Origin of the sequence: Pseudomonas sp. E6002, from assembly GCF_013385565.1 — a bacterium.
Lineage (GTDB): Bacteria > Pseudomonadota > Gammaproteobacteria > Pseudomonadales > Pseudomonadaceae > Aquipseudomonas.
The window spans coordinates 52918-69719 of sequence record NZ_JACAPT010000001.1 but is presented as its reverse complement, the minus strand read 5'-3'; the positions used below and the strand labels follow the sequence as shown (position 1 = coordinate 69719).

Annotated in this window: 18 protein-coding genes and 2 pseudogenes; 10 read left to right on the top strand and 10 right to left on the bottom strand. The window is 60.9% G+C overall.

Annotated elements, in window-relative coordinates:
• The first annotated feature begins 43 nt into the window (after positions 1-43).
• Positions 44-769 carry an SDR family oxidoreductase gene (locus HX815_RS00350; RefSeq protein WP_102369745.1) on the top strand — a complete coding sequence of 242 codons (726 nt, stop codon included), beginning with the start codon at positions 44-46 and terminating at the stop codon, positions 767-769.
• Between the two features lie 138 nt (positions 770-907).
• On the opposite strand, the gene HX815_RS00345 is transcribed toward HX815_RS00350, so the two are convergent.
• The 4 genes from HX815_RS00345 to HX815_RS00330 are packed head-to-tail and all read right to left on the bottom strand — an operon-like array spanning position 908 to position 3440.
• On the bottom strand, positions 908-2119 hold the full coding sequence (locus tag HX815_RS00345) for an RNA polymerase sigma factor (RefSeq protein WP_177027742.1): 1212 nt from the start codon (positions 2117-2119) through the stop codon (positions 908-910).
• Between the two features lie 2 nt (positions 2120-2121).
• Entirely contained in the window at positions 2122-2604 is a 483-nt protein-coding gene (locus HX815_RS00340; protein ID WP_177027658.1) for an SRPBCC family protein, read from the bottom strand.
• Positions 2605-2633: 29 nt separating this feature from the next.
• Positions 2634-2978, bottom strand: coding sequence for a YciI family protein (locus HX815_RS00335; RefSeq protein ID WP_003213107.1), 345 nt, complete (start codon positions 2976-2978; stop codon positions 2634-2636).
• Positions 2979-3020: 42 nt separating this feature from the next.
• Positions 3021-3440, bottom strand: a complete 420-nt coding sequence (locus HX815_RS00330; protein WP_177027657.1) for a nuclear transport factor 2 family protein — start codon at positions 3438-3440, stop codon at positions 3021-3023.
• A gap of 146 nt (positions 3441-3586) precedes the next feature.
• Here HX815_RS00330 and HX815_RS00325 point away from each other — a divergent pair, with 146 nt between their 5' ends.
• Both HX815_RS00325 and HX815_RS00320 read left to right on the top strand, forming a co-directional pair.
• The gene (locus HX815_RS00325) at positions 3587-4072 is read left to right on the top strand and encodes an N-acetyltransferase (protein WP_177027656.1); all 486 of its coding nucleotides are present in this window, start codon (positions 3587-3589) and stop codon (positions 4070-4072) included.
• Between the two features lie 20 nt (positions 4073-4092).
• Positions 4093-4698, top strand: coding sequence for a pyridoxamine 5'-phosphate oxidase family protein (locus HX815_RS00320; protein WP_063027754.1), 606 nt, complete (start codon positions 4093-4095; stop codon positions 4696-4698).
• Positions 4699-4744: 46 nt separating this feature from the next.
• Here the strand turns inward: HX815_RS00320 and HX815_RS00315 are convergent, their stop codons facing one another.
• On the bottom strand, positions 4745-5230 hold the full coding sequence (locus HX815_RS00315; RefSeq protein ID WP_003213098.1) for a GyrI-like domain-containing protein: 486 nt from the start codon (positions 5228-5230) through the stop codon (positions 4745-4747).
• A 196-nt stretch (positions 5231-5426) separates the two neighbouring features.
• Between HX815_RS00315 and alaC the strand changes: the two genes are divergently transcribed.
• Positions 5427-6644: an alanine transaminase gene (alaC, locus tag HX815_RS00310; RefSeq protein ID WP_003213096.1), complete on the top strand. Its 1218-nt coding sequence runs from the start codon at positions 5427-5429 to the stop codon at positions 6642-6644.
• A 139-nt stretch (positions 6645-6783) separates the two neighbouring features.
• Here the strand turns inward: alaC and HX815_RS00305 are convergent, their stop codons facing one another.
• Both HX815_RS00305 and HX815_RS00300 read right to left on the bottom strand, forming a co-directional pair.
• Complete coding sequence (locus tag HX815_RS00305; protein WP_008431626.1) at positions 6784-8139, bottom strand: GntP family permease; 1356 nt, start codon at positions 8137-8139, stop codon at positions 6784-6786.
• Between the two features lie 84 nt (positions 8140-8223).
• The gene (locus tag HX815_RS00300) at positions 8224-8757 is read right to left on the bottom strand and encodes a gluconokinase (protein WP_087693163.1); all 534 of its coding nucleotides are present in this window, start codon (positions 8755-8757) and stop codon (positions 8224-8226) included.
• 212 nt (positions 8758-8969) lie between these two features.
• Here HX815_RS00300 and HX815_RS00295 point away from each other — a divergent pair, with 212 nt between their 5' ends.
• From HX815_RS00295 to HX815_RS00270, 6 genes are all read left to right on the top strand, one after another.
• Positions 8970-10001, top strand: coding sequence for a LacI family DNA-binding transcriptional regulator (locus HX815_RS00295; protein WP_167665540.1), 1032 nt, complete (start codon positions 8970-8972; stop codon positions 9999-10001).
• A 337-nt stretch (positions 10002-10338) separates the two neighbouring features.
• A complete protein-coding gene (locus HX815_RS00290; protein WP_003213089.1) occupies positions 10339-10575 on the top strand; it encodes a DUF6124 family protein in 237 nt (78 codons plus the stop codon).
• 199 nt (positions 10576-10774) lie between these two features.
• Positions 10775-11407, top strand: coding sequence for a glutathione S-transferase family protein (locus tag HX815_RS00285; protein WP_177027655.1), 633 nt, complete (start codon positions 10775-10777; stop codon positions 11405-11407).
• 16 nt (positions 11408-11423) lie between these two features.
• Complete coding sequence (locus HX815_RS00280; protein ID WP_177027654.1) at positions 11424-12161, top strand: NAD(P)-dependent oxidoreductase; 738 nt, start codon at positions 11424-11426, stop codon at positions 12159-12161.
• Between the two features lie 11 nt (positions 12162-12172).
• Positions 12173-13582, top strand: coding sequence for an MFS transporter (locus tag HX815_RS00275; RefSeq protein WP_177019375.1), 1410 nt, complete (start codon positions 12173-12175; stop codon positions 13580-13582).
• Between the two features lie 135 nt (positions 13583-13717).
• Positions 13718-14227 carry a hypothetical protein gene (locus tag HX815_RS00270; protein ID WP_003213081.1) on the top strand — a complete coding sequence of 170 codons (510 nt, stop codon included), beginning with the start codon at positions 13718-13720 and terminating at the stop codon, positions 14225-14227.
• A gap of 137 nt (positions 14228-14364) precedes the next feature.
• On the opposite strand, the pseudogene HX815_RS31855 reads toward HX815_RS00270, so the two are convergent.
• The 3 genes and pseudogenes from HX815_RS31855 to HX815_RS00260 all read right to left on the bottom strand — a co-directional run.
• Positions 14365-14790, bottom strand: a pseudogene (locus HX815_RS31855) (methyl-accepting chemotaxis protein); the annotation flags it as partial.
• A gap of 165 nt (positions 14791-14955) precedes the next feature.
• Positions 14956-15579, bottom strand: a pseudogene (locus HX815_RS31850) (PAS domain-containing protein); the annotation flags it as partial.
• A gap of 272 nt (positions 15580-15851) precedes the next feature.
• Positions 15852-16721 carry a LysR family transcriptional regulator gene (locus HX815_RS00260; RefSeq protein ID WP_008431612.1) on the bottom strand — a complete coding sequence of 290 codons (870 nt, stop codon included), beginning with the start codon at positions 16719-16721 and terminating at the stop codon, positions 15852-15854.
• Positions 16722-16802: the final 81 nt, after the last annotated feature.

Sequence of the window (16802 nt, the reverse complement as noted above, 5' to 3'; positions counted from 1 at the left end):
GCCACGTTCAGTTATTTGTTTTTCTTATTTCAGGAGTTCCATCATGAGCAAGCCATTGATCATCATCACCGGCGCCAGTTCGGGCATTGGCGAAGCCACCGCGCGCTTGCTGTCGGCCGCCGGCCACCCGCTGTTGCTGCTGGCCCGCCGCATCGACCGGCTGAATGCGCTGGAGTTGCCGAACACCTTGTGTCGCGGTGTCGACATCACCGATCGCGCTGCGCTGGTGGCGGCGGTGAAGGAAGCCGAAGCGCAATTCGGCCCGGCCGATGCACTCATCAACAATGCCGGCGTGATGCTGCTGGGCGCGGTCAGCGAACAGGACCCGGCACAGTGGGAGCAGATGCTCGACGTCAACGTGAAAGGCCTGCTGAACGGCATCCATGCGGTGGCTGGCAGCATGGTCAAGCGCAAGGGCGGCACCATCATCAACGTCAGCTCGGTAGCCGGGCGCAAGACCTTCCCCAACCACGTCGCCTATGTAGGCACCAAGTTCGCCGTGCATGGAATTTCGGAAAACCTGCGGGAAGAAATGTCGCCGCACAATGTGCGTGTGATCACCATTGCGCCGGGCGCGGTGGAAACCGAACTGCTGAGCCACACCACCGACGAAGCCATCAAGACCGGCTACCAGGCGTGGAAACAGGACATGGGCGGCACCGTGCTGAGCGCCGATGATGTGGCTTCGGCGATTGCCTATGCCTACCAGCAGCCGCAGCATGTGTGCATTCGCGAGATCGTGTTGGCGGCGACGCGTCAGCAGCCGTAACTCATTCATCAAGACAACATCGAACAAATGTGGGAGCGGGCTTGCTCGCGAATGCGGTGGATCAGTCACTGAAATGTTGACTGACACACCGCATTCGCGAGCAAGCCCGCTCCCACATTTGGATCTCCGGCGCCTGCACTATTTGAGTTCGGCCAAACGCCGCTCGATAAAGCGCTTTTCGGGCACTTGCTGGGTCAATGCCAGCGCCCGTTCAAACGCTCGCCGCGCGTCCTCCACTCGCCCCAATCGCCGACAAAACTCGCCCCGCGCCGAGTACGCCAGGTGATAGTCCACCAACTCCCCCCGCGCCAGAATGCCGTCCACCAATTGCAAACCGGCCTGCGCTCCATCGCGCATCGCAACGGCCACCGCGCGATTCAGCTCGATCACCGGCGATGGCATCGCTCCAAGCAACACGTCATACAGCCCGACGATCTGCGGCCAATCAGTCTCATCGGCGCTCACGGCTTCAGCGTGTACCGCCGCAATCGCTGCCTGCAGGCTGTAGGGCCCGAAGCGGCGTGTGGTCAGGGATTTCTCCACCAGGGCGCATCCTTCAGCAATCAACGACGCATCCCACAGCGAACGGTCCTGCTCATCCAGCAACACCAACTCACCGCCGGCCGAAGTGCGTGCCGGGCGCCGGGATTGGTGGAGCAACATCAGCGCCAGCAAGCCCATCACTTCCGGCTCCGGCAACAACTCCATCAGCAAGCGGCCCAGGCGAATCGCTTCGCGGGTCAGGTCTTCACGGGTCAGGTCGGCGCCCATGGACGCCGAATAGCCTTCGTTGAACACCAGGTAAATCACCCGCAGCACACTGTCCAGGCGCTCGGGCAACTCCGCCAGGGATGGCACCTGATAGGGGATCTTCGCTTCGCGGATCTTGCCCTTGGCCCGCACGATGCGCTGGGCGATGCTAGTGGGCGTGGCGAGAAACGCCCGGGCGATTTCCTCGGTGGTGAGGTCGCAGATCTCACGCAAGGTCAGCGCCGCTTGGGCATCCGCCGCCAGCGCCGGGTGGCAGCAGGTGAAGATCAGGCGCAGGCGGTCGTCTTCCACGTCTTCAACGCTCCAGTCTGCCGCTTCCAGCGCATCGGCTTGCGCCTGCAACAACGGGGTAAAACGCGCCTGGCGACGTAAACGATCGATGGCCTTGAAGCGCCCGGTCGAGACCAGCCAGGCCCGGGGGTTATCCGGCACACCGTCCTGCCCCCAGCGCTCGACTGCGACCAAGAACGCCTCGTGCAAGGCTTCTTCAGCCAGGTCGAAATCGCCAAGCAAGCGAATCAGGGTCGCCAGGATGCGCCGCGATTCGCTGCGATAAACCGCTTCAACCCGGGCCTGCACCGTCAATCGCGCAGGCCTTCGGTCACCAGCGTCACCAGCCGGTCGAGGCTCTGTCCCCAGCCCTCGTGAAAGCCCATGGCTTCGTGGGCCTGCTTGGTTTCGGCGCTCCAGTGCATGGCGCGGGCGGTGTACAGGGTCTTGCCGCCGACTTCTTCAAAGGTGACTTCGGCGGTCATGAATGGCTGGCCCGAAGGGATCCAGCCGGGGGTGAAGGCGTCGGTAAACACCAGCCGACTGGGGGCGGTAATCTCCAGGAATACGCCCTGGGTCGGGTATTCGCTGCCGTCCGGCGCGCGCATCAGCGTGCGAAATTGCCCACCCACCCAAAGGTCCATTTCGCACTCGGGAGTGGTCATGCCGTGTGGGCCCCACCACTGCTGCAACAAGGCTGGCTCGGTCCAGGCGCGAAACACGCGGCTGCGAGGGGCATCAATCAAGCGACTGATGGACAGTTCAAATTCGGCGGGTTTGGGTTGAATGCTCATGGGAAACCTCCTGGGTTTTATTGTTGTGATCAGAGATTCAATTCACGCACCGGGCGCACTTCCACACTGCCGACCCGGGCCGCCGGTATGCCGCCGGCCACCTGGATCGCTTCATTCAGGTCCTTGGCTTCGATCAGGTAAAACCCGGCGAGCTGCTCCTTGGTTTCGGCAAACGGCCCGTCGGTGATCGACAACTTGCCATTGCGCATGCGCACGGTGGTGGCGGTGCTCACCGACTCCAGCGGCTCGGCGGCGAGCATGCGCCCGCTGGCCTGCACGGATTGGCCATAGGCGAAACATTCCGGGTCCTTGGGGCTGTCGGGCGAGTCGTGCAGCACCTGTTCGTTGCTATAGATCAGGCAGAGGTATTTCATGGGATTCTCCGTTTTCGGACAACTGACTATAGTTCGCGGCGCTCAAGGTTTCAGGTCGAACAGACCGGCGCCGGTTTCCATGTCGAACGGTGCCGACCAATGTTCATGCACCACTTTCCACTCGCCGCCAACGCGCTGGTAGCCGGCGCTGACGCGCATCCAGCAGGTCTTGAGTACGCCGTCGGGCCCGGTGCCGCCACAGTGCGCGAGCCAGTGGGCAAAGGCGCTGTTATCGCCGGTGACGATACGCATCTCATGGAAGTCAAAGACCCCGGGGCCCGGGCAGAACTCCATGCACGCCTTCCAGTGCGCCTGATAGGCGGCCTTGCCCTTGAACTGCAGGGCGCTGACGGCGTCGAACGCGACGATATCGTCGGCGTAAAAGCTGACAATCTTCTCGACATCCTTGGCGGTGACCGCCTGTTTCCATTGTTCGATCAAGCTGCTGATTGCGGTGCTCATGGCAATACTCCTTGCGGGAAAAATCACTGAAGACACCCTTAGTCGACTGAGCCCCGGGCCAATCGACAGTCCCGCAAAAAATAATTGCGACTACCGCAAACCCGCTAGAATCCGCGCTTCTTTGTAGGATTTCGGATGCTACGCCGATGGAAACCCGCCTCGTCGCCTATCAGACGTTGACTGCCCTGCAACAACAGCAACTCAACGCCCTGGAAGTGCATCCCGAACAACTGGGTTTTTCCGGCGATATCTACTGTGCGCTGAACACCCTGCTGGTCAATCCGAACCCTGGCGTGACAGGCTTTGCGTTACTCGCCGACGAGATTCCCGTGGCCTTCCTGCTGCTCAAACGCCCACCCTGCCTGCCCCATTGGGCGGATGAACACAGCGCCACGCTGCATGCGTTGCAAGTCGATCGCCATCAGCAAGGCCTGGGGTTTGGCAAAGCCTGCCTGCAAGCCCTCCCCGCCGCCGCGCGCCTGGTTTGGCCGCAGATCAAGGCGCTGGAGCTGTCGGTGGACACGGACAATGTGGCGGCGATGGGGCTGTATTTGCAGCAGGGTTGGGTGGACAGCGGGGAGGCGTATAAGGGGCGGATTGGGTATGAGCGCCGGTTGGCGTGGGTGTTTTAAACAATAAGGAGCTGGTGAAGATGCTAACAACCCTGGAACAACTCGAATCCCTCTACGGCCTCCCCCACGAACGGGCCGTGCGCAAGGAAATCCCGTTTCTCAACGAGGACTACCAGGCCATGGTCCGCGCGTCACCCTTGGTGGTGGTGAGTTCATCCGGCCCGGACGGCATCGACGGTTCGCCCCGTGGCGACGTGCCAGGTTTTGTACGAATTATCGACGAGCGCACGTTGGCGATTCCGGATCGGCCGGGGAATAACCGCCTCGACACCCTGCGCAATCTGGTGGTGGACCCGCGTATAGCGTTGCTGTTCATCATCCCGGGCATTGGCGAGACGTTGCGGGTCAATGGCCGGGCGCAGATTTCCATCGAGCCTGAGTTGCTGGAGAGCTTTGCAGTAAATGGCAAAGCGGCCCGTTCGGTGATTCTGGTGCAGGTGGAGGCGGCATATTTCCATTGCTCCAAAGCCTTTGTGCGCTCCGATTGCTGGAACCCGGAAAAGCATCTGGATCGCTCGGCACTGCCCTCCGCCGGGGCGTTTCACAAGCGCTTGAATGATGGGGCGTTCGACGCCGAAGCCTATGACCGCGAGATGCCGGAGCGGGTCAAGGCCACGCTGTATTGAGAGGCCATTGCAGGAGCGAACGTGCTCGCTCCTGCCGGTGGCGCGGTCAGGCGGATTCGGCGTTGATCGGGATCCAGATTTCCACGGAGCCCGTGCCTTTACCCACATCGAAATCGGCGCTGTAGCGCTCAAAATCAGCCCCGACCACCTTGTACCCGGAGGCCGGCAGCCATTCGAACATGATGCGTTCATAGGTCTGCGCCAGCGCCTGCACCGGGCCAAAATGCGGGAACACGGCATAGCGATGGGCCGGGATTTCAATCGACTGGAAGTTGCTCGGTACATCGCCCTTGGCCGGTACTTCAACGCCGGCCAGGTAGTCAAATTCATCGTGTTTGGCGTTGTAGCACACGCCATAGGTCACGCCGCCGACGCGTTTCTTGATCTCTTTGAAGCAGCTGTCGAACAGCTCCCACAACTTGGGAATATCGCCAATCGTGGCCTTTGAATAACGCCCTTGCACACCCGCGATCACCAGGGCCTTGCCCTCTTCCATGCGCGGCTGTAACGGCAGTTTTGTCTGTTGATCCATCTGAACAGTCTCCTTCTTATGAGGGAACATACCCGCGTCGAGTATAGGGGCATATCCCCGTCGCACTCCAAACAGAAATTTTTCCCACAGCATCTGGACAATTGGCCATCATCGACCGTATTGTCTGCCCCGCAGGCCACCGCAGTGGCCGACGTCGCTCGGACGGTTCCGGGCGCTTACGTATTTCGAGGCAACAATGGCCGAACCCCGTTCGCCGCGCCGCTTTGCGCGCATAGATCGACTCCCCCCTTACGTGTTCAATATCACTGCCGAGCTGAAGATGGCTGCGCGTCGGCGCGGCGAAGACATCATCGACTTGAGCATGGGTAACCCGGACGGCGCCACTCCACCGCACATCGTGGAAAAAATGGTCACCGTCGCCCAACGCGAAGACACCCACGGTTACTCCACTTCCAAAGGCATTCCGCGGCTGCGCCGGGCGATTTCGCGCTGGTACAAAGACCGCTACGAAGTGGACATCGACCCGGAAACAGAAGCCATCGTGACCATCGGTTCCAAGGAAGGCCTGGCGCACTTGATGCTGGCCACCCTGGACCAGGGCGACACGGTGCTGGTGCCCAACCCCAGCTACCCGATTCACATCTACGGTGCCGTGATTGCCGGCGCCCAGGTGCGTTCGGTGCCGCTGATTCCGGGGGTGGACTTCTTCGCTGAACTGGAACGTGCGATTCGTGGCTCGATCCCCAAGCCGAAGATGATGATCCTCGGCTTCCCGTCCAACCCCACCGCACAGTGCGTGGAGCTGGACTTCTTCGAACGGGTGATCGCCCTGGCCAAGCAGTACGATGTGCTGGTGGTGCATGACCTGGCCTACGCCGACATCGTCTACGACGGCTGGAAAGCTCCGTCGATCATGCAAGTGCCGGGCGCCAAGGACATCGCGGTGGAGTTTTTCACCCTGTCCAAGAGCTACAACATGGCCGGCTGGCGCATCGGTTTCATGGTGGGCAACCCGGAACTGGTCAACGCCCTGGCGCGGATCAAGAGTTACCACGACTACGGCACCTTCACCCCGCTGCAAGTGGCGGCGATTGCGGCGCTGGAAGGCGATCAGCAGTGCGTGAAAGACATTGCCGAGCAGTACCGCCAGCGCCGTAACGTGCTGGTGAAAGGCCTGCATGAGCTGGGCTGGATGGTCGAGAACCCGAAGGCGTCGATGTACGTCTGGGCGAAGATTCCCGAGGCGTATGCCGCGATGGGCTCGCTGGAGTTTGCCAAGAAGCTGCTGCTTGAGGCGAAGGTGTGTGTGTCGCCGGGGATTGGCTTTGGTGAGTATGGTGACGACCACGTGCGCTTTGCACTGATCGAAAACCAGGACCGGATTCGCCAGGCGGTGCGGGGCATCCGGGCGATGTTCCGGGCGGATGGGCTGGTCAAGAAAGCTGACGCCTGACCCGATCCAACGGCAGGAACCCAATCAATGTGGGAGCGGGCTTGCTCGCGAAGGCGGTGGTTCAGTCAACTCATATGTCGACTGATTCACCGCCTTCGCGAGCAAGCCCGCTCCCACATTTTGTTTTGCGGTGTGCCTGTTAGACCACCAGCGACAGCAACATGATAAAGCCCAACGCCACCACCGACAGAATGGTCTCCATCGCCGTCCAGGTCTTGAACGTCTCGGCCACGGTCATATTGAAGTACTGCTTCACCAGCCAGAACCCCGCATCGTTGACGTGAGACAGCACCAGCGAGCCCGCCCCCGTCGCCAATACCAGCAACTCGCGGTTCACCCCCGGAATCATCCCTACCACCGGCACTACAATGCCGGCACCGGTAATGGTCGCCACCGTCGCAGAACCGGTAGCCACACGAATCACCGCCGCCACCAGCCAGGCCAGCAGGATCGGGTTGATCTGCGCGGTCACCGCCATATGGCCGATCACATCACCTACGCCGCTGGTCACCAGCATCTGCTTGAAGCCACCACCGGCGCCGATGATCAGGATGATCGCTGCAGTCGGCGCCAGGCTGGCGTCGAGCAGCTTGAGGATTTGCTTGGAGCCAATGCCCTGGCGATGGCCAAAGGTGTACAGCGACAACAGCAAGGCCAGCAGCAAGGCGGTGATCGGGTGACCGATCATGTCCATCCAGTTGCGGATCACATGGCCGTCCGGCAGGGCGACGTCGGCGAAGGTTTTCAGCAGCATCAGGAACACCGGCAACAGCACGGTGATCAGGGTGATGCTGAAGCTCGGCAGGGTCTTGGATTCCGGTTGCTCACTGGCCAGTTGGTCCACCAGTTCCTGGGACGGGTTGCCCGGGATGTACTTGGCGATAAACGAACCGTAGAGCGGGCCGGCGATGATCGCCGTAGGCAGCGCGACGATCAGGCCGTAGAGAATGGTCTTGCCGATGTCGGCACCGAACACGCCGATCGCCAGCAGCGGGCCCGGGTGCGGTGGCACCAGGCCGTGCACCGCCGACAGGCCGGCCAGCAGCGGAATGCCGATCTTGATCAGCGACACACCGGTACGGCGCGCGACGATAAACACCAGCGGGATCAGCAACACAAAACCGATCTCGAAGAACAGCGGAATGCCCACCAGGAACGCGGCGAACATCATTGCCCACTGCACCTTCTCCTTGCCGAAGGCCCGCACCAGGGTTTGCGCGATCTGATCGGCACCGCCGGAATCGGCCATCATCTTGCCGAGCATCGTACCCAGCGCGAGGATAATCCCGACAAAGCCGAGCACCCCGCCGAAGCCGTCCTGGAAGGCCTTGATGATCTTGTCCACGGGCATGCCCGAGGTCAGGCCGAGAAAGCCTGCGGCGATGATCAGCGCAATGAACGGGTGGACTTTGAACCGGGTGATCAACACGATCAGGCCGATGATGGTCACCACTGCATCGAGCAGCAGATAGGTATCGTGGGACAAGCCAAACATGGGGGTCTCTCCTGTTTGTTGTTGTTATTAAAGCCGGTAAAAAATTCAGTGCAGGCGGACAGCGCTATCTTGTCCGGCAAAAAATTATTTGTTTGGTTCAAAGCCGTGTTCGAGCCACCAGGCATTGGTTTGCTCGGCCAGTTCTTCAACGCTGTCTTCACTGGCGTTGAGGGCCAGGGTCAACGGCTCGCCCACCGGGGATTCCAGGGTGGCGAACTGGCTGTCTATGAGGCTGGCCGGCATGAAATGGCCGGGGCGATGGGATACACGGTCGGCGGCGACTTCGCGGGTCAGCTCCAGAAACACAAACCCCAGGCCCGGCGCGGCTTCGCGCAGGTGGTCGCGGTATTTCTTCTTCAGGGCCGAACAGGTGAGCACCGGATGCTCGCCAGCCTTAAGCGAGCGGCGCAGCTCATCGCACAGGATGTCGAGCCAGCCGGCGCGGTCTTCGTCGTTAAGGGGATGGCCGGCGCTCATCTTTTCGATGTTCGCGGCGGGGTGAAAGCTGTCGCCTTCGATGGCAGTGGCGCCGTTCAGCAGGCACAGGGCCTCGCTGACGCTGGACTTGCCACAGCCGGAAACACCCATGATCACGAGGGCAGTAACAGGTTGACTCATGAAACACCTCAAGACGCAGATAGCGCTACCTTTGCACGCTGTAAGGCTAGTGCAAAAACAGGCTTTTCCCGCGCCGTCTTGTCATTTTTATGGAGTGACGCGTGCATCTGCTCCAAAGGTTTGAACGGGAACAGGCATCCCGACGTTCAAGAATTTGCAGGGTCTTGGAGACAGCGCTACCTTAGTGCCTCGATTTTTGTTTGGCAAGCCGCCTGATGACTCCCAAGAACGATAAAAATACCCGCACCACGGGCCGCCCTACCCTCAATGAAGTGGCCCGCCTGGCTGGCGTCAGCCCGATTACCGCCTCCCGGGCCTTGCGCGGCATCAGCACCGTGGCCACCGAACTGGTGGAAAAAGTGCAAAAAGCCGCCGCCGAACTGAGCTACGTGGTCAACCCGGCCGCCCGTGCATTGGCTTCGGCACAGAGCCAGTCGGTGGTGGTGTTGGTGCCGTCGCTGTCCAACCTGCTGTTTATCGAAACCCTGGAAGCCATCCACCAGGTGCTGCGGCCCAAGGGCTTTGAAGTGCTGATCGGCAACACCCACTATTCCCGTGACGAAGAAGAAGACCTGCTGCGCAACTACATGGCCTACCAGCCACGGGGTTTGCTGCTGACCGGGTTTGACCGTACGGAAAGCGCCCGGCGCATGGTGGAATCGAGCAATGTGCCGTGTGTGTACATGATGGACCTGGACCCGGGCGCCGGACTGAACTGCGTAGGATTCTCGCAGTTGAACGCCGGGGAAACAGCGGCGGCGCATTTGATCTCACGGGGGCGCAAGCGGTTGGCCTACATTGGCGCTCAGTTGGACCAGCGCACGTTGTTGCGCGGTGAGGGTTTCAGGCGCGCTCTGCAACAGGCGGGGTTGTATGACCCGGCACTCGAAGTGTTGACGCCACGGCCATCGTCGCTGGGCCTGGGTGGTGAATTGTTCCTGCAGTTGCTGGCCAGCCATCCGGATGTGGACGCGATCTTCTTTGGCAACGACGACCTGGCTCAAGGTGCGCTGCTGGAAGCGCTGCGCCATGGCATCAAGGTGCCGGAGCAGATCTCGGTGCTGGGCTTCAATGACCTGCCGTCTTCCTCGTTCATGGTGCCGCGCTTGAGCAGCATCAGCACGCCGCGCGAAGCCATTGGCCGGCGGGCGGCAGAGCATTTGTTGACGGTGATGGCGGGCAACAAGATCGCCCGGCCGGTGGTGGACATGGGGTTTGAGTTGAAGGTGCGCGAGAGTACCTAGGCGGTAGCTGTAGGAAGTGGCTGGTGTTGATGGCAGCGCCTTGCTCCGTTACCTACAGGTACGTCAGAATCCGCCGGCTTGTGCGCCTGGGTAGGGCTCTCTAAGGTTGCCCGGTCGCTGAATTTCTCAGTGATCGGGTTTAGTAGCCCGAACTGGTTCACTCTTAGTGCATGAGCTTCATCTGTCAGACGATTTTGTCTGTGCTTGATGGCGGCTGTGCGTAGGGCACCTTCGGGTGCGCCGGCTATGAGTGTCCACCGGTCTACTAACCTGCGCGCAGCTGCCTCCTTTATTGTTTAGTAGCGATATGGGGGTGGCCTAATACAGGGCACTTACTATGTTCAAAGCAACTCCAAATCCTCCCGCCTTATTCACCGTCAGCCCCGACGCCAGCAGCGAAAGCCTGATCGCCAACAGCTACGAGACGTTTTCCTCGGTCAGCACGTTATTGCTCGACCTGTCTGATGAACTCACCGGCAAAGACCGCGACACCGCATTGGCGATTCACCAGTTGAGTGAGTTGGGCGTATTGCTGATGGGCAAGCTGATGGACCAGGAATCACCACTGATCTAACAGACCGCACGCGGTCAAACTGTGGGAGCGGGCTTGCTCGCGAATGCGGTGTGTCAGCCGAGCTTTCCATCACTGATACACCGCATTCGCGAGCAAGCCCGCTCCCACATTTTTGATCCTGCCCACTTAACAACCTCGCCGTGCCTTCTGGCCCCTGCTAAATTGCCCCCTGCCTTCTCACCCTCGTCAGGAAAGCACCATGGGCCATTTGCTGAAAATCCTCGGTCGCACTTCTTCCATCAACGTGCGAAAAGTCCTGTGGACCTGCCAGGAACTGGATATCCCCTACGACCGCGAAGACTGGGGCATCGGCTTCGCCTCCACCCAGTCCCCCGAATTCCTGGCCCTGAACCCCAACGCCCAAGTCCCGGTGATCATCGACGACAACGGCGTGCTGTGGGAATCCAATACCATCTGCCGCTACCTCATGGGCCTGCACCAACGCCACGACCTGTTGCCTGTCGAGCCGGCAGCCCGGGCCAGAGTCGAGCAATGGATAGACTGGCAAGCCATCGAACTCAACCGTTCCTGGGGTGCTGCGTTTACCGCCCTGGTGCGCAACAACCCGGACGGCCTGGACGCGCCAGCCATCGCCGCCGCGGTAAAGGCCTGGAACGACAAGATGGGCCTGCTCGAAGAACAACTGATCAAAACCGGTGCCTACGTCGCCGGTAAAGACTTCACATTGGCCGACATCCTCATCGGCCTGTCGGTGCACCGCTGGTGGATGACGCCCATGGAGCATCCGTCCTACCCGGCGGTCAGCGCTTACTACGAAACCCTCAGCCAACGCCCCGGCTTCAAAACCTTCGCCCTCGACGGCCACAACTAAAAACAAGGACTACACAATGAACGGACTCAACGTACTACTCACCGGCGCCTGTGGCCGCATCGGCAAGACGTTTTTCGAAGCGTCGAAAGACCGCTACCGCTTCACCCTCACCGACCGCATCGAGCCGGATTTCGCCCTCGGCGAGCACCGTTTCATCCACGCCGACCTGAGCGACAAAACCGCCCTCGCCGCCCTGCTCGACGGGATTGACGTGATCGTGCACCTGTCGGGCATCCCCCACGCCAGCGCGACCTTCGACGAGTTGTTGCCCAACAATATCCTGGCCACCACCTACCTGTTCGAAGCCGCCGTGGCCGCAGGTGTGAAGCGCCTGGTATTCGCCAGCAGTGCCCAGACCATCGAAGGCTACCCGGTAGACCGGCAGATCACGCCGGGCATGCCTGTATTGCCCGCCAACCTGTACGGCGTGAGCAAATGCTACGGCGAAGCCCTGTGCGGTTTTTACGCGGCCAAAACCCCGCTCTCCACCATCGCCCTGCGCATCGGTGCGTTTGAATTCCCCGAAACCCACGACCTGAACAACGCCCGCGACCTCAGCGCCTGGCTCAGCCCCCGCGACGCCGTGCAACTGCTGCAACGCTCGGTGGAAACCATCGGGGTGAAACACCTGATCGCCCATGGCATTTCCAATAACCGTTTCAAACGCCTGGACCTCAGCGAAACAACCCGTGTGCTGGGTTACCAACCGGTGGATGATGCGTTCCAGGCATTCGAGATCCCGATCACTTATTGAGTCTTCTGCCCATGTCTTCACCCTCTCTTGCAGACGGTATCGACCCGATCCGCGCCGCGCACATCAGCGCGCGCATTGATCGGTTGCCCGCCGTCGCCACTGTCTGGCGCCTGGTGGCGCTGCTGTCGATTGGCGGCTTTTTCGAGCTGTATGACTTGTTCCAGACTGCCTATATCAGCCCCGGCCTGATCAGTGACGGAATTTTCCACACCGGCAGCCAGGGCGTATTCGGCTTCTCCGACCAGGCGGCCTTTGCCTCGGCGACCTTTCTCGGCCTGTTCCTCGGCGCCAGCCTGCTCAGCCCGATTGCCGACCGCTACGGGCGCCGGGCGATCTTCACCTTTGCGTTGATCTGGTACACCGTCGCCACCGTGTTGATGGGTATCCAGACCTCCGCCCTGGGCATCATCTGCATGCGCTTCCTGGTGGGCATTGGTTTGGGCATCGAGCTGGTGACCATCGACGCCTACCTCTCGGAACTGGTGCCCAAGCGCATGCGCAGCTCGGCGTTTGCCTTTGCGTTTTTCATCCAGTTCCTGTCGGTGCCGGCGGTGGCGTTGATGTCGTGGTGGCTGGTACCCCAGGCACCGTTCGGGATTTCCGGCTGGCGCTGGGTAGTGGTGAGCAGTGCGGTATTTGCGCTGTTTATCTGGCAACTGCGCAAGCGCCTGCCGGAATCGCCGCGCTGGCTCGCACAAAAAGGCCGTTTCGAGGAAGCCGGGCAGATCATGGACAGCCTCGAAGCGCGCTGCCGGAAAGACCACGGCAAGCCACTCGATGAGCCGGAACCGCAAGCCGTCAGCGTGCAGGGCCAAGGGCGCTTCGCCGATATCTGGCAACCGCCGTACCGGCGCCGGGCGTTGATGCTGATTGTGTTTCATGTGTTCCAGGCCATCGGTTTTTTTGGCTTCGGCAACTGGCTGCCGGCCCTGCTCTCGGGCCAGGGCGTGAGCGTCACTCACAGCCTGGGCTATGCCTTCATCATCACCCTCGCCTACCCGTTGGGGCCGCTGCTGTTTGTGAAGGTGGCGAACCGGTTTGAGAACAAATGGCAGATTGTCGGCTCGGCGCTCGGCGCGGTGATCTTCGGCAGTTTGTTCGCGCTGCAAACCACCGCCGTGGGCCTGGTGATCTGTGGGGTGATGATCACCTTCTGCAACGCCTGGCTGAGTTTCAGTTATCACTCCTACCAGAGCGAACTGTTCCCCACCAACATCCGCGCCCGGGCGGTGGGTTTCTGCTATTCGTTCAGCCGGTTGTCGACGGTGTTCAGCAGCCTGTTGATCGGCGTGATCCTCGAACACCTCGGCACGCCCGGCGTGTTGGCGTTTATCGCCAGCAGCATGTTGATCGTGATGATCACCATCAGTTGGTTCGGCCCGCGCACCCGCAACCTGGCGCTGGAGAACATTGCCCACTAGCGGCAAACAATGGCCGGCGGCACGCCAACGCTTGCCGACGGTAGCGACCAAAAGCCCCGTAAACACGGGGCCATACCACTGGGCACGCTAATTGCTCCACCTGTGGCACCGCCCACATCCACAGGTGTCCTGATCATGCTGATCAACAACAATCCCCAGGCTCAGTCGACGATCCAACGCATCAAGCGCGCAGACATGGACCCGGCCAACGCCGCGGCCAGCGCGCTGTACAGCGGTGCTGCGCAAAACGTGCAACAGGGCACTACCACTGTATCGACCACACAGGCAGCGGCCGACGCCACTGCCGACAACATCAATGCCGCCTTCGCCAAGACCCGTGTGCAGTTGCAAGCCACCACCGCAACCGCCTCGACCACCGATACGGCCAAGACTGACTCCACCACGTCGGCCCGCAGTGACTTCACCGACTACATGAAAAAAAGCCCGGCCGAGCGCATCCGCGAGCAACTGCTCAAGGAACAGGGTTTGACCGAGGATGATGTGAAGAACATGCCTCAGGACAAGCAGGATGCTATTTCCAAGGAAGTTGCAGAACGCCTGAAGGAGCAGCAGGCGCAGCAGGTAGCGGCGAAGACGGCTGACCCGCAGGCGCAGACGGTGAAAGAAACCCTGGCTGCGATCTAAGCCACACCACAAACCAAATGTGGGAGCGGGCTTGCTCGCGAATGCGGTGTGTCAGTCAATCCATGTGCTGACTGACACACCGCATTCGCGAGCAAGCCCGCTCCCACACAAGCTCATTCCACATTTGATCTGCGGTGTTACTGCAATTGCAGTGTCGAGTTGAACTGACTGATCGCATCCACCACATGCCGTGACCCTTCCTGAATCTCCAGGATCACCTGCCCCGCCTCATTCGCCAGCTCCACCCCAAGCCCCGTGCGGCTCAGGCTCGACTGCATGCTCGACACCGCGCTGATCGACAGGTCGTGGTTCTTGCGCACCACATCCACAATCTCGATCGTCGCCTGGCTGGTTCGCGCCGCAAGGCTGCGCACCTCATCCGCCACCACCGCAAACCCGCGCCCATGCTCGCCCGCCCGGGCCGCTTCGATCGCCGCATTCAGCGCCAGCAGGTTGGTCTGGTCGGCGATGCCGCGGATGGTCTGGACGATGGTGCCGATGATGTCCGACTGCTTGCTCACTGCGTCGATGCTCACGGCCGCTTCGTTAAGGTCACGGGAAATTTCTTCGATGATCTGCACGGTCTGCTGCACCACTTCCGAACCCTTGCGGGCGCAGGCGTCGTTTTGCACCGAGGTGGCGTGAGCCGAGTCGGCAGCCGTGCGCAAGGTGGTGACCTGGTCGGTGATGTCGCTGGCGAACTTCACCACTTTGTACAGGCGCCCGTTGGCATCGAAGATCGGGTTGTAGGAGGCTTCCAGGAACAGCGTTTGGCCGAATTTATCTTTGCGCTCAAAGCGGTGGGAGTGATATTCGCCGCGGTTGAGCGAGGCCCAGAATGCCTTGTAGGCCGGCGAATCGGTCTCACCGCGATGACAAAACAGACTGTGGTGCTGGCCGACGATTTCACTGAGGGAATACTTCACCGTCTTCAGGAAGTTGTCGTTGGCATTCAGGATCTGGCCTTGCGGGGTGAATTCAATGACCGCCATGGAGCGGCCGATGGCGTCGATCAGGCTCTGGTTTTCATGCTCGCGGTGAATCCGCGCCGAGATGTCCGAGGCCACCTTGATCACGCTCTGCACCTGGTTGTCGGCACCGATTACCGGCATGTAACTGGCCTCCAGCCACACTTCCTGGCCATGCTTGTTCAACCGCATGAAGGTGCCACTGAGGGGCTCGCCCCGCGCCAGGTCGCGCCAGAGTTTGGCGTAGGCATCGGTGTGGGTGTAGGCCTCTTCGCAGAAAATCCGGTGATGCTTGCCGCGAATTTCTTCGGCGCGGTAGCCCATGGTCTTGCAGAAGTTTTCATTGGCATCCAGCACGATGCCGTCGCGATCAAACTCGATCATTGCCATGGAACGGCTGATGGCGGCCAATTTGGCTTTGGCTTCGGTAAGGGCGCAGGAGAAACGTTCGATTTCCAGCAGGTCGGATTTGTGTTGGCGGTTGAACATGTCAGATCACCCTTTATTTTCCCGACGCCCAGGCGGGCGCATTCCATTCACGGTTTGAATCTTGATCGCAGACCTTTATGGAGAAACCTATCCGAAACGCTTTATATGCCGAGCGTCATCAACGGTTCTGGGTGAGCATAGACAGGCGTTGGCGCTATGCAAGGCCACTAGTCAGCCAGCATTTGCAACAAAGCATTAACCACTGCGGAGGGCGGTTGGTGGCGTGATGTCACCAACGCAAACTCGCGATGCACCGGCTCCGCCAGGGGCATGATGCGCAAGCCTTGGCGCTGGGCCGGCAGGGTCATCTCGGGCACCAGCGTCACTCCCACGCCTTCACGCACCAGGCTGAAAGCGCTGTTCCATTCGCGCACTTCCACCCGCACCTCGCGCAGCACCAGGCCGGCTTCCTGCGCCAGGCTGCGGGCGTTGACGGTGCAGCCGCCGGTGGCAAGCACGAACGGTTGCTCCACCAACTCTTCCAGCGTGACCGTTGCCTGCGCCGGGCGCCGGGAAAACCCGTGGGCCATCGGCAGCACCGCCACCCAGTTATCGCGCCCCAGCACGGCGGCATTGCGCTCGGACGGCGGGTTGAGCACCACGCCCAGGTCGATCAGATTCGCGTCGAGCAAGGTGTTCACTTCATCGTCGGTCACTTCCAGGGCCGTGACCTCGATGCCGGGGTAAAGCTGGTTGAACCGACGCAGCAGCGGCGGCAGGAACACCGCCAGCACCATGGGGAAACTCGCGATGCGAATCGTCCCACGCAGCATCGGCCGCGCTTCGTCCACGGTGGTGCGAATCGCCTGCAAGGCCCCGAGCATCACCCGCGCCTGCTCGATCACTTGCAGGCCCAGGGCGGTAGGCACGGTCTGACGCGCCTCACGCACAAACAACTGCGCACCGAGGTTGGCCTCCATGGCCGCCATCGCCTGGCTGGCGGCGGACTGAGTCATGCCCACTCGTTCGGAGGCGGCAGTGATGCTGCCGTTGTCCGCCACGGCCACCAGCAGGCGCCAGTGCATCAGGTTCATCATGGCAGTAGCTGTCCTTATGGCAGGATTCTGAAAGATTAATTTTACCCAAGGTGCCATGCCCACGAGACTGAAGGCAACTGT

Excerpts from the sequence above, each read along its gene's own strand:
- HX815_RS00315 (WP_003213098.1), bottom strand. The coding sequence starts at position 5,230 with ATGGATCAACAGACAAAACTGCCGTTACAGCCGCGCATGGAAGAGGGC.
- HX815_RS00330 (WP_177027657.1), bottom strand. The coding sequence starts at position 3,440 with ATGAGCACCGCAATCAGCAGCTTGATCGAACAATGGAAACAGGCGGTC.
- HX815_RS00290 (WP_003213089.1), top strand. The coding sequence starts at position 10,339 with ATGTTCAAAGCAACTCCAAATCCTCCCGCCTTATTCACCGTCAGCCCC.
- HX815_RS00280 (WP_177027654.1), top strand. The coding sequence starts at position 11,424 with ATGAACGGACTCAACGTACTACTCACCGGCGCCTGTGGCCGCATCGGC.
- HX815_RS00335 (WP_003213107.1), bottom strand. The coding sequence starts at position 2,978 with ATGAAATACCTCTGCCTGATCTATAGCAACGAACAGGTGCTGCACGAC.
- HX815_RS00350 (WP_102369745.1), top strand. The coding sequence starts at position 44 with ATGAGCAAGCCATTGATCATCATCACCGGCGCCAGTTCGGGCATTGGC.
- HX815_RS00325 (WP_177027656.1), top strand. The coding sequence starts at position 3,587 with ATGGAAACCCGCCTCGTCGCCTATCAGACGTTGACTGCCCTGCAACAA.
- HX815_RS00260 (WP_008431612.1), bottom strand. The coding sequence starts at position 16,721 with ATGATGAACCTGATGCACTGGCGCCTGCTGGTGGCCGTGGCGGACAAC.
- HX815_RS00340 (WP_177027658.1), bottom strand. The coding sequence starts at position 2,604 with ATGAGCATTCAACCCAAACCCGCCGAATTTGAACTGTCCATCAGTCGC.
- HX815_RS00275 (WP_177019375.1), top strand. The coding sequence starts at position 12,173 with ATGTCTTCACCCTCTCTTGCAGACGGTATCGACCCGATCCGCGCCGCG.
- HX815_RS00320 (WP_063027754.1), top strand. The coding sequence starts at position 4,093 with ATGCTAACAACCCTGGAACAACTCGAATCCCTCTACGGCCTCCCCCAC.
- HX815_RS00300 (WP_087693163.1), bottom strand. The coding sequence starts at position 8,757 with ATGAGTCAACCTGTTACTGCCCTCGTGATCATGGGTGTTTCCGGCTGT.
- alaC (WP_003213096.1), top strand. The coding sequence starts at position 5,427 with ATGGCCGAACCCCGTTCGCCGCGCCGCTTTGCGCGCATAGATCGACTC.
- HX815_RS00270 (WP_003213081.1), top strand. The coding sequence starts at position 13,718 with ATGCTGATCAACAACAATCCCCAGGCTCAGTCGACGATCCAACGCATC.
- HX815_RS00305 (WP_008431626.1), bottom strand. The coding sequence starts at position 8,139 with ATGTTTGGCTTGTCCCACGATACCTATCTGCTGCTCGATGCAGTGGTG.
- HX815_RS00285 (WP_177027655.1), top strand. The coding sequence starts at position 10,775 with ATGGGCCATTTGCTGAAAATCCTCGGTCGCACTTCTTCCATCAACGTG.